This is a genomic window from Mycolicibacterium sp. CBM1 (assembly GCF_054073305.1).
Map to the genome: position 1 here is coordinate 258,957 of NZ_JBSXPP010000001.1, position 12,918 is coordinate 271,874.

15 protein-coding genes are annotated in these 12,918 nt (G+C 69.0%); 4 read left to right on the forward strand and 11 right to left on the reverse strand.

Features of this window, described 5'->3' with window-relative positions:
* Positions 1-59: 59 nt before the first annotated feature.
* Complete coding sequence (locus ACXDF8_RS01210; RefSeq protein ID WP_457221419.1) at positions 60-416, reverse strand: VOC family protein; 357 nt, start codon at positions 414-416, stop codon at positions 60-62.
* 151 nt (positions 417-567) lie between these two features.
* The gene (locus tag ACXDF8_RS01215; RefSeq protein ID WP_457221420.1) at positions 568-1,425 is read right to left on the reverse strand and encodes a cutinase family protein; all 858 of its coding nucleotides are present in this window, start codon (positions 1,423-1,425) and stop codon (positions 568-570) included.
* A gap of 119 nt (positions 1,426-1,544) precedes the next feature.
* Between ACXDF8_RS01215 and ACXDF8_RS01220 the strand changes: the two genes are divergently transcribed.
* Positions 1,545-1,979: a MarR family winged helix-turn-helix transcriptional regulator gene (locus ACXDF8_RS01220; protein ID WP_457221421.1), complete on the forward strand. Its 435-nt coding sequence runs from the start codon at positions 1,545-1,547 to the stop codon at positions 1,977-1,979.
* A gap of 19 nt (positions 1,980-1,998) precedes the next feature.
* Positions 1,999-2,856 carry an LLM class F420-dependent oxidoreductase gene (locus tag ACXDF8_RS01225; protein WP_457221695.1) on the forward strand — a complete coding sequence of 286 codons (858 nt, stop codon included), beginning with the start codon at positions 1,999-2,001 and terminating at the stop codon, positions 2,854-2,856.
* A gap of 12 nt (positions 2,857-2,868) precedes the next feature.
* Here the strand turns inward: ACXDF8_RS01225 and ACXDF8_RS01230 are convergent, their stop codons facing one another.
* From ACXDF8_RS01230 to ACXDF8_RS01240, 3 genes are all read right to left on the reverse strand, one after another.
* On the reverse strand, positions 2,869-3,255 hold the full coding sequence (locus ACXDF8_RS01230; RefSeq protein WP_457221422.1) for a PucR family transcriptional regulator: 387 nt from the start codon (positions 3,253-3,255) through the stop codon (positions 2,869-2,871).
* A gap of 257 nt (positions 3,256-3,512) precedes the next feature.
* Positions 3,513-4,130 carry a TenA family protein gene (locus ACXDF8_RS01235; protein ID WP_457221423.1) on the reverse strand — a complete coding sequence of 206 codons (618 nt, stop codon included), beginning with the start codon at positions 4,128-4,130 and terminating at the stop codon, positions 3,513-3,515.
* On the reverse strand, positions 4,127-4,753 hold the full coding sequence (locus tag ACXDF8_RS01240; RefSeq protein ID WP_457221424.1) for a TetR family transcriptional regulator: 627 nt from the start codon (positions 4,751-4,753) through the stop codon (positions 4,127-4,129). Before ACXDF8_RS01240 ends, ACXDF8_RS01235 begins: the two co-directional genes overlap by 4 nt.
* Before the next feature lie 223 nt (positions 4,754-4,976).
* Between ACXDF8_RS01240 and ACXDF8_RS01245 the strand changes: the two genes are divergently transcribed.
* The gene (locus ACXDF8_RS01245; RefSeq protein WP_457221425.1) at positions 4,977-7,199 is read left to right on the forward strand and encodes an acyl-CoA dehydrogenase family protein; all 2,223 of its coding nucleotides are present in this window, start codon (positions 4,977-4,979) and stop codon (positions 7,197-7,199) included.
* Between the two features lie 21 nt (positions 7,200-7,220).
* Here the strand turns inward: ACXDF8_RS01245 and ACXDF8_RS01250 are convergent, their stop codons facing one another.
* The 6 genes from ACXDF8_RS01250 to ACXDF8_RS01275 all read right to left on the reverse strand — a co-directional run bounded on the left by ACXDF8_RS01250 (position 7,221) and on the right by ACXDF8_RS01275 (position 11,789).
* Complete coding sequence (locus ACXDF8_RS01250; protein WP_457221426.1) at positions 7,221-7,835, reverse strand: pyridoxamine 5'-phosphate oxidase family protein; 615 nt, start codon at positions 7,833-7,835, stop codon at positions 7,221-7,223.
* A gap of 54 nt (positions 7,836-7,889) precedes the next feature.
* Positions 7,890-8,555 carry an O-methyltransferase gene (locus ACXDF8_RS01255; RefSeq protein ID WP_457221427.1) on the reverse strand — a complete coding sequence of 222 codons (666 nt, stop codon included), beginning with the start codon at positions 8,553-8,555 and terminating at the stop codon, positions 7,890-7,892.
* 29 nt (positions 8,556-8,584) lie between these two features.
* Entirely contained in the window at positions 8,585-9,082 is a 498-nt protein-coding gene (locus ACXDF8_RS01260) for a TIGR04338 family metallohydrolase (protein ID WP_457221428.1), read from the reverse strand.
* Entirely contained in the window at positions 9,079-9,828 is a 750-nt protein-coding gene (locus tag ACXDF8_RS01265; protein ID WP_457221429.1) for a DUF2786 domain-containing protein, read from the reverse strand. The genes ACXDF8_RS01260 and ACXDF8_RS01265 overlap by 4 nt, the downstream gene beginning before the upstream one ends.
* Before the next feature lie 78 nt (positions 9,829-9,906).
* Positions 9,907-10,953 (reverse strand): alpha/beta hydrolase family protein, encoded by a 1,047-nt coding sequence (locus ACXDF8_RS01270; protein WP_457221430.1) that lies wholly within the window; start codon positions 10,951-10,953, stop codon positions 9,907-9,909.
* Positions 10,950-11,789 (reverse strand): alpha/beta hydrolase, encoded by an 840-nt coding sequence (locus ACXDF8_RS01275; RefSeq protein ID WP_457221431.1) that lies wholly within the window; start codon positions 11,787-11,789, stop codon positions 10,950-10,952. The genes ACXDF8_RS01270 and ACXDF8_RS01275 overlap by 4 nt, the downstream gene beginning before the upstream one ends.
* Before the next feature lie 42 nt (positions 11,790-11,831).
* Between ACXDF8_RS01275 and ACXDF8_RS01280 the strand changes: the two genes are divergently transcribed.
* Positions 11,832-12,917, forward strand: a complete 1,086-nt coding sequence (locus tag ACXDF8_RS01280) for a sigma-70 family RNA polymerase sigma factor (RefSeq protein ID WP_457221696.1) — start codon at positions 11,832-11,834, stop codon at positions 12,915-12,917.
* The last annotated feature ends 1 nt before the right edge of the window (position 12,918 follow it).

The window sequence follows — 12,918 nt, forward strand, 5'->3', positions numbered from 1 at the left end:
GCCCGCACTGATGCCTGGGGTCGTGTCCACGACGGTGGACCAAAACGACCGCGGAAGGACTACTTCCGCGCGAGCGGGCTGTAGAAGACCAGCCCGTTGCCCTTGTTGTCATAGACCACGGCGCGTCGCTCGTGCGCGTCGTCGTAGGGGCCCTTGACGATCCCGCCACCGCTGGCCTCGACGGCCTTCGCGGCAGCGTCGACGTCGGCGGTCTTGATGCCGACCACGACCTGCCCTGGGATCGGGTGGTCGATCTCGGTGGCCAGCGCCAGGGTGACCGCACCGCCGTCGAGGGCGGCGAAGTGTGTTCCGTCGCGGAACTTCACTGCCATACCCAGGGTGTCGCCGTAGAACCGGATCGATTCATCCAAGTCGTCGGTCGACAGGATGATCATCTTGACTTCGTGCTCGCTCACTGTTGCCTCCTGTGTCTGAAGCGCCTCCAGCGTAAGCCAGCACGCGGGCCGCGACGGGTCGGCCCCTTGATCTGGCCGCCGGCTGGCTCGCTGACGAAGGAGGGTGAACTCGGCGACAGCGCGGGCCCAGCGGGACGCCGCCGGGGCTGGTTCAGGCGATACCGCCTGCGGTGGGCTCGACGGGGGGTCCGACCACCGACGCCGGGGCAGCTGCCAACACCAGGTTGTAGAGCGGGGCACCCCAGCCGTGCAGGCCGCCCGATGCGGGCGTATAGGCGGTGTGTATCGCGATCGCCGTGTCCGTCACCGTTCCGGCGTCCGGGTCGTAGTCGCAGACCGGATCGCCCACATCGCAGACACTGATCGTGCGGGCGCCGACCGTCGGCGGCAGCGGCGAGGTGTTGGTCGAGGCCAGGAACGAATGGTCCTGGGCGACACCCTCGCCCCGGCTCGGCGTCACCGCCGTCGAGCCCAACTTGATCGTGGTGTCGACTGGCAGCCGGTCGCCGTCCGCGATCAGCAGCGCGGCGGCCAGGTGAGGATCGTCGGCGAGGTCGTAGAGGTTGCGATGCACGACCATGGCACCCTGCGAGTAGCCCGCGAGGATCACCTTGGTGTCGGGGCAACGCTCGGTGAACGCCTTGTACTGCTCGGCGGTCGCGTCGGTGCCGTCGCCGACGCTGCCCAGGAAGCTCAGCCAGCCGCCTAGCCCGCCTTCCAGCGGCACCGGCGCCGCGGGGTACTGCACGGCCTCGGCGTCGATGGTGAGGCCGTCGGCTTGGAGCTGGGACTTCAATTGTTGGTAGGACTGGTAGACCACCGAACCCATACCGCCGTTGGCGGTCAGGCCGGCGCCGTCGCGCTGGCCGGATCCGGCCGCACCCAGCCAGTGGTAGTCGGCGCAGCCGCTCGCTGCCGTCGCAGTTCCGGTCGCCATAACCGCCATCGCGATGGCGGCGCTCAGTACCGCTGCGCCGATGCGGGCCGTCACCATGTTCTTTCCCTGCACGCTTGTCAGATCGCTTGGGACGGCGCGTGGCGTTACGCCGGGGCGATGGCACGCAGTCGACCAACTGCAGCAGCATTCCCAAACTAGACAGTTCAGACTGAACAGTTTAGCCTGCATATATGGGTGAGGTTGACGAGTCGGCGATCCGGGCGGCGAGGGATCTACGGGTGGTGTTCAGCAGGTTGCGCCGCCGACTGCGTGCGGTGGCCACCGCCGACGACCTCACCCCGCCGCAGACCGCGGTGCTGCTACGCCTCGTCAAGGACGGTCCCGCGTCGACCAGCGAACTGGCCGGAGCGGAGCGGGTTCGTCCGCAGTCGATGGCCGCAACCGTGGCCGGCCTCGACCGGCACGGGTTGATCGTGCGGGTGCCCGACCCGCACGACGGACGTCGCCAGGTCATCACGTTGACCCCCGTCGGCCGGCGTCGCGCCGAAAGCGACCGCAAGGTTCGCGAGGAATGGCTGGTGCAGGCCATGCAAGACCGTTACACCGAGCGTGAACGCCAGACGATCACCGAGGCTCTGGAGTTGCTCGGCCGGCTCGAAGAGTGACGAAAGGCAGAACATGACAATGCATGTGGGTGTGCACTACATCGACTTCTTACCCGGCCCGGCCGAGCGGCTCGGCCCCACGCTCGCCGCCACCGCCAAGGCCGCCGACGATGCCGGGGTGGAGGTGTTCAGCCTCGCCGACCACCTGTTCCAGATGGAAGGCGTCGGCGCCGCCACCGACCCGTTCCTGGAGGGGTACACCTCGCTTGGCTACCTGGCCGCAGCGACCGAGCGGATCACGCTGAGCATGCTCGTCACCGGTGTCACCTACCGCTATCCCGGTGTGCTCGCCAAAGCCATGACGACACTGGATGTCCTGGCGGGGGGCCGAACAATGCTCGGGCTCGGCGCCGCCTGGTACGACCGCGAACACCACGCCCTCGGCATCCCCTACCCGCCGCTGGGCGATCGCTTCGAGATGCTCGAGGAGACGTTGCAGATCTGCCTGCAGATGTGGAGCGAGAACGACGGCCCCTTCGTGGGCACGCACTACCGGCTCGCCGAGACGATCTGTCAGCCACAACCGATCCGGCGACCGCCGATCCTGCTCGGCGGCTCGGGCGAGAAGAAGACGCTGCGCCTGGTCGCCCAGTACGCCGACGTGTGGCACAGCACCGCTGCGCTCGAGGAGTTGCCGCACAAACTCGATGTACTGCGCAGGCATTGCGACACGGTGGGCCGGGACATGAACGAGATACGGCTGGCAGCAACCATTTTGGACGATCCGTTCGGCGACATCGACGCCTACCTGCGAGGAATGGACCGCTACGGCGAACTCGGCTTCGACCCGATCACCACCGGACCGTTACCCGGCAACCCGAACCCGGTGGGCTGGGTCAACCGCCTGGGCGACGAGGTGCTCCCCCGGTTGCGGTAGTGCTAGATCCGCTCAGGCGCCCGGCGCGGTCACCAGGTCGCGCGCCCGCAGCGCCAGCCACAACTCTGCCGTGTGCGCGGTGGTCGACAGATTGCGGCCGGTGATCTCTTCGATCCGGCGCAGCCGGTAGGCCACGGTCTGGCGGTGCACGCCCACTTCGGTGGCGGTGGCCTGCCACGACTTATCCAGCCGCAGAAAGGTATCCAGCGTGTCGGCCAGATCGGAGCCGTGGGCGATGTCATAGGCGAGCAACGCACCGAGCACCCGGTCCACCACCAGCTGGGCCTCGTCGGCGTCACGCAGGACCGACAGCAGGGTAGCGTCACGGCGGTGCTCACGGCGGATGTCCTGCTGCACCAACAGCACGGCTGCGGCCGTCGCCACGTGCTGAAGCAACACCAGATCTGTTGGCGCGCATCAGAATTCGTAGGCCACCAGCACGGTGGGATCCTCGTCGGGAACCTCGACAACCTGCCCGCGCATCCCGTCCTGATCGAGGTGGAGCACACCGGGCAGAGCGCCACCGCGCCGCGACCAGGTCGACCACCGCGCGGACGTCTGGGTGGCGCCGTTGCATGAGATCGCCGAGCATGTCCGCGGTCTGGACCTGGCGCCGCGATCCATCACCCGGCCGGGCCCGGCCGACTTCTGAGCCGTCAGTCCGCGGCGTCGGCCGCGGCGAAGAACGCCAGTTCCAGGTGCATCGCACGGCGGTAGGCGGTGCGCACCGCCGGGGTGTCGTGCGCGTGGCCGTCGAGCAGCTCTTCCAGAACCCTGGCGATCTGCTCGAATTCCGTTGCTGCATAGGTCTGTACCCACGCGCGGTAGGAACCTGCCCGGTCGGCGTCCAGTGACCGGCCCAGCCACGCATACAGCCGCATGCACGGCGTCATCGCCGCGACGATGACGCCGAGGTCACCGGTGGCCGCTGTCGCCAGGAGGAACTCGGTGTAGGCCGACGTCGCCGGCAGCGGTGTCACCTCGGCCATGTCGATGCCCCACGACTGCGCGTAGGAGGCGTGCAGGGCCAGTTCCTCACGGACGCCGGTGATCAGGTCGGCCAGCGCCAGCAGTGTCGCGGTGTCGGTGCTGCGTGCCAGGGCCAGCGCGTAGGCGCGGGCGAAGGCCTCCAGGAAGTAGGCGTCCTGGGCGATGTAGGTGGCGAACTGGTGGCGGGGCAGTGTGCCGTCGGCGATGCCGCGGACGAACGGGTGTGCCAACACCTCGGCAGCCAAGTCGGCATTGTCCGACCACAGCCGGGCGGACAGGCTCACGACCGGCCGGCCTGATCGGTCTGATCGGCCTTCGCCAGCAGAACACTGGCCACCCACTCGACGTGGTCTACCGACTCGTCCAACGTGAGCCGCCCGGCGAGCAGTCCGGCCAGCGCGGCACTGAGTGCGGCGTTGAGTCCGAAGGTGATGTTGGGGACCATGTCTGGTGCGACACCGTCGAGCAGGCGGTCGAGCAGCTCGACGTTGGTGCGCTGCATCTGGTCGATCGTCGACTTCACCTCGGGGTCGTTGGAGGTCATCATCTGCAGCATCAACGCGGTCATCTCCGGGTTGCGGTTGAACGCACGCTGGGCTCTCCGCAGGTAGTCCAGGACGGCCGGCAGCGGGTCCCCGCCAGTGCGGCCGCCACCTGCCAGTACCCGGCGGGTCAGCCGCTTCTGCCAGTCCTCCAGCGCCGCGGCGAGCAGGTTCTCCTTGGAGGAGAAGTACCGGTACAGCGTCGCCAGCGCCACCTCGGAACGATGCGCCACGTCGCGCATCTGCACCGCGTCCGCACCGACCTCGGCGATCAGCGCGATGACGTCCTCGATGATCCTGGCCCGGCGTGCAAGTTGGCCGCTGGTCATGTCCGACAGCGGGATGACCCGGCCGCCGTGCGACACCAGATCGGTGGCTGAGGTGTTGACGGTTCGACCTCCGGTTCGGACCCGCCAGCTGAGGCAAGGTAGAGAACGGACTTCTGTGATCGTACGCCATGAGCCGCTACCGACGACAATTGTCGCTGGTAGCGGCTTGACACTAAGTAGAACAGTGTTTCACCATGGTTCGGCGACGGCACGTATCGCTGCTCTTGCTCGAATCCTCGGTTTGGAGAACTGACACCTCATGGCACTGGCGATCAGCACCGAACAAGAGCACCTGGCCCAGGCCGTCGCCCAGTTCGCGGCCCGGCACTCGCCGATCGACAAGACCCGGGCGGCGTTCGACTCCATCGCCGCCGGCGAACTGCCCACGTGGTGGGAGGAATTCACCGCTCACGGTTTCCACGCCGTCCACCTCAGCGAGGAGACCGGCGGGCAGGGCGGCACGCTCGCCGACATGGCGTGCGTCGTCGAAGCGGCGGCGGCCGCGCTACTGCCGGGACCGCTGCTGAGCACCGCGACGGCCAGCGCCGTGGCCACCTTGGCCGACGACTCGGGAGCACCGCTTCTCACCGACCTCGCCGGGGGCACCACCGCCGTCGTCGTACTTCCGGAGGACTCCTCCGTGCGGGCCGTCCGCGACGGCGACCGGTGGCGGCTGAGCGGATCGACCTCGACAACGCTGGGACTGCTTGGTGCCCAACGCGTTCTGCTCGCCGCACACAGTGGTGAGGCACAGCTGTGGTTCGCCCTGGACGTCGCGACCGCTGACGGTGGGATCACCGTCGAAGCGCAGCGCGGCACCGACCTGAGCACCGATGTCGGCGTACTGACCCTCGACGGCCACGCGGTTCCGGCCGACGCCGTGGTGTCGGGTATCGACACCACGCGCGCCCGCTGCGTCGTGGCGTCGCTGGCGGCATGCGCGGCCGCGGGCACGGTGCACCGCGGCGTCGAGATGGCGGTGGAGCACATCCGCAGCCGTGAACAGTTCGGCAAGCCAGTCGGCGCGTTTCAGGCGCTGCAACACAAGGCCGCGGTGCTGCTGGTGAACGCGGAGCTGGCCGCCGCGGCGGCCTGGGATGCGGTGCGCGCCATCGACGAGGACATCGACCAGCACCGGCTGGCAGCCGCGTCGGCGGCCCTGATGGCCGTGTGCACCGGACCTGACCTGATGCTCGACGCGCTGCTGATGTTCGGCGCGATCGGCTACACCTGGGAACACGACGTCCACCTGTACTGGCGGCGGGCCACCACGCTGGCCGCCTCCCTCGGGCCCACGACGCGCTGGGGACGTGAAGCCGGCCAGCTGGCCCGGACGCTGAACCGTTCCACCGCAATCAATCTCGGTGACGTCGAGAAGGACTTCCGGGTGTCGGTCGCCGCGACGCTAGACGCGGCAGCCGCCCTGCGCAACGAGACCCTCACCGACGACCGCCGGGCACCGGGGCTGGCCTACGGTTCGCAGCGCGACCTGCTGGTGCGGGCCGGGTTGGTCGCACCGCATCTGGCACCGCCGTGGGGTCTGGCCGCCACGCCGGTGCAGCAGGTGATCATTGGCGAGGAGTTCGACAAGCGCCCCGAGCTGACCCGGCCGTCATTGAACATCGCCGAGTGGATCCTGCCGACGATCCTCGACGCCGGCACCGACGCGCAGCGGGAGCGGTTCGCCGGGCCGATCCTGGCCGGGACGCAGCGCTGGTGCCAGTTGTTCAGCGAGCCCGGCGCGGGTTCGGACCTGGCGTCGCTGAGCACCCGTGCCCAGCAGGTCGACGGCGGCTGGCTGGTCAACGGCCACAAGATCTGGACCTCCTCGGCGCACCTGGCCCAGTTCGGCGCGTTGCTGGCCCGCACCGATCCCGAGGCCGGCAAGCACCGGGGCATCAGTTACTTCCTGATCGACATGTCCTCCCCCGGCATCGAGGTCAGCCCGATCAAGCAGGCCAGCGGCCAATTCGACTTCAACGAGGTGTTCCTCACCGACGTCTTCGTGCCCGACGAGATGCTGGTCGGTGAGCCCGGCGACGGCTGGGATCTGGCGGTGGCGACCATGGCCGTCGAACGCACCGCGATCGGCAACTACGTCAACATCGACCGCTGCGAGCCACTGCGGCGGATGGCCGACGCCGACGGCCCCGACCACGACGCCGTCCTGCAGGCGCTCGGCGGGATCGAAGCCCACACCACCGCGATCAAGGCGATGGTGCTGCGTGAGACCCTGCGCCTGGTCGAGGGCCAGGGGCCGGGGCCGGCGTCGAGCATCGCCAAGTACGCGATGGTGCTGCTGCTGCGTCGGGCCGCCACTGCAACGCTCGGACTCACCGGACGTCTTGGCATGCTGGCCGATTCCGACCCCGCGGTGATCGGTCCGTACTTCGACATGCCCTCGGAGTTGATCGGCGGCGGTACGGCCGAGATTCAGCTGACCATCATCGCCTCGATGATCCTGGGCCTGCCCCGCAAGTAGGGCCGACTGGCGCCCCATCGGCTAGTACAGGACGCGGCGGACGTTGTCTTCGCAGTAGCGCTCCTCGAGCTGCGCGTCGGTCCAGTCCGTTCGCAACGCCTTGGCCAGCTGGGCGACGCTGGGCAGCGCAGTGGGATTCCAGGTCTCCGGCTTCCAGGCGTCGGACCGCAAAAAGGCCTTGGCACAGTGGAAGAACACCTCCTCGATGTCGATCTCGAGTGCCAGCAGCGGCCGCTTGCCCGCGACGACCATGGTGTCGAAGTAGTCGGCGTCGGCGAGGATTCGGGCCCGCCCGTTGATCCGCAACGTGTCACCGCGACCGGGGATGAGGAAGACGGTCCCAACCTGGGGACGCTGCAGAACGTTGAGGTAGCCGTCGACGCGCCTGTTGCCGGGCCGGTCCGGGATCGCGATGGTGCTTTCGTCGATGACGTGGACGAAGCCCGGCGGGTCGCCCTTGGGTGAAACGTCCACCCGGCCGTCGCCGTCGGTCGTCGCCACGAACACCAGCGGCGAATGGGCCAGCCAGTCGCGCTGCACCGGCGAGAGCCGGTCCTTGACCTTGTTCGCGACGTAGGGATCGGGTTCACCGACGATCGCCCGGAGGTCGGCGACCGTACTCACTTCACGGCGCATCGCGTCAGAGTCCTCTCGGCGTCGGTTCCGTGCCAACGGCCTACTTCACCGAAGCTACTTCACCAAAGCGATCGCGAAACCGTCCCACCCCTTGAGCCCGACTGTCTGGATGGCGGCGCAGTCCAGATGTGGATGGGTACTGATCATCTCGAGCATGTCGCGTACGCCGCGGCCCTGGCCGTCACCCTCCGTCGGGTCGACGATGCGGCCGTGGCGTACCACGTTGTCCACGATGATCACGGTGCCGGGCCGGCCGAGCTGGACGGCCCACTGTACGTAGGCGGTGTTGTTCTCCTTGTCGGCGTCGATGAACACCAGATCGAAGTCGCCGGTCAGCGTGGGCAGGCTGTCCAGCGCGGCACCGACGACGATGTCGACCCGGTCGGCAACCCCGGCGCGCTCGAGGTTCATCTGCGCCACCTCGGCGTGGCGCGGTTCGTACTCCAGCGTCACGACGCTGCCTTCGGCGCCGACACCGCGCGCCAGGCAGATCGTGCTGTAGCCACCCAGCGTGCCGATCTCGAGCACCCGGCGCGCCGCGGCGATGCGGGTCAGCAAGTAGAGCAGCCGCGCGCTCTGCGGGGACACCTCGATCGGCGGCAGCCCCGCAGCGGCCGAGTCGGCGAGTGCGGCCGCTAGCACCGGGTCATCGTCAAGCAGGAGCCGGTCCAGCAACGCATCGACGGGCTGCCAGTCGTCCGGACCGATCGTGTCGTTCACCGGCCCACCGTAACCCGTGCCGACGGCGCTCAGCGCACGCCCTGCTTGGCGTACACCACCCGCAGGACATGACCGGCCTCCGGCCCCATCACCGCCTCGGCCAGCGCGCAGAACGTCGCGGTGAAGTTCGGTCCGTGGGCGGGGCCGGCCGGGGTCAGGTGATGAGCGATCTCGTGCAGAATCACCAGCTCCCGCATCGCCCAGTCGGCGGTGTTCCGATCTGGGACGGCGATGACCGCTGTGCCGTCGCGGTTTTCGTAGTGCGCGGCGGTGGCGGCTCGCCTGGTCCGCACTCCGAGCGGCCCGGCGACCGGCCACCGCTCGCGCACCGCGGGCAGGGTGAGCACGTCGCCGACGTAGCGTCGCACCGACTCCATCGAGGCGAAGCGTCCCTCCGGGGGAAGCGTCAGCTGCGTGCCGAAGAACTCGATGGTGCGCGAACTGTGTTGGGCGGCACGGTCGAACAGCATTCGGACGAACTCCTCGGCGGCGTAGACCTGGGAGCGCTGGCTGTCGCGCTCGCTCACCCGCGCAGCCGGGTGCGCGCCCCCGGCAGTTCAGGACTCGACCCCAATCGGGCTTGGCGCCCCGCTCGGTCACCGGCTCGCCGCGCCGCCGACGAATAGCCGGCGGAAGCCCGGCTGGCCTGCCAGGTGCCGCGCGCCTTGGACGTTTGCCGGTAGTAGCTTCGCAGCTCGAGTTCCTTGTCGCGCAAAGCCAATTCGGTTCCCGGTGCGGTGCGCCGATCGCTGGTGGCTTCCCGCCTTGCCTCGTCCCGCGCCTCGGCGAGGCGCTGGGCGACGCGGGCTCCGAAGGCCAGCTGAAAGTTCAGCCGCGCGGTGATCGTCGGCGTCGGGCGGTGCGCACCGGTGGCCAGGTAGGCATCGCAGGAGCGCACCATCTGCACCACCAGGCTGGCGTAGAGAGCATGGCTGGCGTCGATGTCCTCGGCGAACCCGTACGCGTAGACGAACGTCGAGTTCGAGGCAACGTCGCACTGCACGTCATTGGCCGCGGCGATGCCGGCGAACAACTGCACGTAGGTCCGCAGGCCTCGGCTGCCGGGTTCGCCGATCGTGATCGTCCGCTGGGTCGGCACCTGCCCGGCGGTCCGCGCCGCCGAGTGGGCCCGGGCTACGGCGAGATCGATCGACGTGGCGGTGGCCAGCCGCTGGGCCGCGGCCATGAAAGCCTCGGCCTCGTGGGCGTTGTCGGTGCCCTCGGCCTGGCGGAGCAGCGCGGCGATCCGCGCGAGCATCTTGTCCTCGCTCATGAGCGCCAACCTAGGTGAGCGCTCCGACGGCCGCGCTCCGCAGAATGGAATTGATCCACAGGCCCCACATTAACGGCGTTACTTGGTGACGAACTGATCCAGTGCCGCGGTCAGCTGCGGTGACAACGGACCCGGTTTGGCGTAGTTGCCGACGTTGTCGGTCGGATCGTCGCGCAGGACGTGGTTGACGCCCTTGAGTTGGACGAAGGTCAGGGCGGTGTGCGCGAGCGCTGCGGTCAGCGGTTTCATGTCCGCACAGTTGGCCTGCCCGTCGGCGTCCGAACAGGTGACCAGCACCGGCGTACCGGCCGGGATGCGGGCAGCCAGGTCGAGGGGGTCGATGGCATCGGCCTCGGCGACGGCTTTGGCGTTACCGGGGTTGAGGATCGCGCTGAGCCCTTCCGGCAGCTTCGGCGGCACTGTGCCCTTGGTACGGACCTGCTCGACGGCGGCGTTCCACTCGGCGACCGCCTGGTCGGCCTGCTGACGATTCTTCTGACCGCTCGCGACGGCGGCCGCCATGTCGGCGTTGACCCGAGCGGTGATGAGGTCGAGGTAGCGGCCCGCCAGCGGCTGCAACAGAGCCAGCGTGTGGATCTTGGGCGCTCCCGCGGAGGTGTCGTCGGCCAGGGTCATCGCATGGATGGTGCCTTCGCCGAGGGCGTACACCGAAATCCGGTTCTTGTCGGTGCCGGACTGGTCGGCCAGGAACCGTACTGCCGACTTGGCGCCGGTGGTGTAGACCGCACTGCCCACGTCGGCGGCGTGCTCGGCGTACGGGCCCAGACCGGTCTGGCCGGTGCCCACCTTGTCATAGCGCAGCGAGGCCACCCCGTGTTCGGAGAGATACTCGGCCAGCTGGCGCATGTTGCCGATCGGCCCGGCGACGTTGTTGTCACCGTTGCGGTCGGTGCGCCCGCTCTCCGAGATCAGCAGTGCCGCCGGCGCCTGCGAGCCGCCATGCTGATGCCGGTAGGTGCCGTGCACGGTCAGCCCGTCGGCGACGAAGGAAACCTCGTCGTCGACCCAGGCGTGCTGCGAACCGTTGTTCGAGGAACAGCCGGCGAGCAGGAGCAGCGCCACCGCGGCAAGCACCTGAATCCAGGTGCTCCGGCGCGATCTCACAGCCTGGCCTCGATCCAGGCGGTCACGTCGTCGAGCACCCGATCGCGCTCCGGCTCGTTGAAGACCTCGTGGTAGAGCTCCGGGTAGACCTTGCGGTTCACATCGGTGGAGCCGACGCAGTCAACCAGCCGTTCGCTGCCCGCGGGAAGGACCAGGCGGTCCGCGCCGCCGTGCACGACCAGCAGTGGCGCGGTGAGCCGGCGAGCCCGCTGTGGCATCGTCTCCCCGACCTTGACCAGCGCCTTGGCGATGCCGGCGGGAACCTTGCCGTGCCACACCAGCGGGTCGGCGTTGTAGGCGGCCACCACCGCGGGGTCGCGGGACACGGCGTTGGAGTCCAGCTCCTGCACGGGCAGGTTCGGCAGCACCGAACCCACCGCCTTGCCGAGGAACGCCTTGACCGGCGGCACGCCGACATTGGCGGCGACGGCTGGACCGGAGAGCACCATCAGGTCGAAGTCGCCGGGATGGGCTGTCCCGTAGGTGAAGACGATGCCGCCACCCATGGAGTGCCCCAGCACGACACGGGGCAGCTCCGGGTGTTCGGCGGTGGCAATCTTGACCAGGGTGTCGAAATCCCCGGTGTATTCGTCGATGCTGCGCACCTGCACCCGTCGGCCGGCGGAGCGGCCGTGGCCGCGGTGATCGAGGGCGTAGGTGATCAGCCCGGCCTGGCCGAAGCGCTCGGCGACGTAGCCGTAGCGGCCGGCATGTTCACCGAGGCCGTGCGAGAGGACGACCACGCCGCGCGGCCCGGCGTCCGGTGTCCACACGTCATAGACGATGCGAACACCCCCGACCCCGTCGAACGTCCGCTCGGTGCGTGTTGTGACCATCAGGGGAGCGTAACGGGGCGCCCTCGCTCACGTCGGTTCCGGCTGTCGGGGGTCGTGCGTAGGCTGGCGGCTGTGGGCGTCCTGGCACAAAATCTCGACGATGCCGGGGACCCGCGCCGCAGCGGTTCCGATGCCCGATTCACGGCCCAATTCACGGCCCAATTCACGGCCCAATTCACGGCCCAAACCGAGCCGTACCGGCGCGAACTACTGGCGCACTGCTACCGGATGGCGGGCTCGCTGCATGACGCCGAGGACCTGGTTCAGGAGACGCTGCTGCGAGCGTGGAAGTCGTTCGACCGGTTCGAGGGCAAGTCCTCGGTGCGCACCTGGCTGCACCGCATCGCCACCAACACCTGCCTGACCGCGCTGGAGGGACGGCAACGCCGGCCGCTGCCCACCGGGCTGGGCGCGCCGAGCGCCGATCCCGCCGCCGACCTCGTGGAGCGCTCCGAGGTGGCGTGGTTGGAGCCGATACCCGCGACGTTCTATGACGACCCGGCTGACCCCTCGACAATCGTGGCCTCACGGGAGTCGGTCCGGCTGGCGTTCGTCGCCGCGCTGCAACACCTCTCGCCGCGCCAGCGGGCAGTGCTGGTGCTGCGTGACGTGCTGCAATGGCGCGCAGCAGAGGTGGCCGAGGCCGTCGGCACCTCCACGGCCGCGGTCAACAGCCTGCTGCAGCGGGCCCACGCCCAGCTCGACGAGGTGGGCCCGAGCCAGGACGATCAGCTCTCGCCACCGGAGTCCGCCGAGGCCCGCGAGCAGCTGGCCCGCTACATCGCGGCGTTCGAGGACTACGACATCGAGCGCCTGACCGAGATGTTCACCGCCGACGCCGTCTGGGAGATGCCGCCGTTCACCGGCTGGTACCAGGGTGGCCCCGCGATCGGCACGCTCATCCACCAGAACTGCCCGGCCGAGGCGCCCGGCGACATGCGGCTGTTGCCGTTGACCGCGAATGGCCAGCCCGCCGCGGCGATGTACATGCGGTTGCCCGGCACCGGCGGGCGCCACGTGCCGTTCCAGTTGCACGTCCTCGACATCGGCCCAGGCGGCGTCTCACACGTCGTGGCCTTTCTCGACACCAGCCTGTTCGCGAAGTTCGGCCTGCCGGACGTGCTATAGG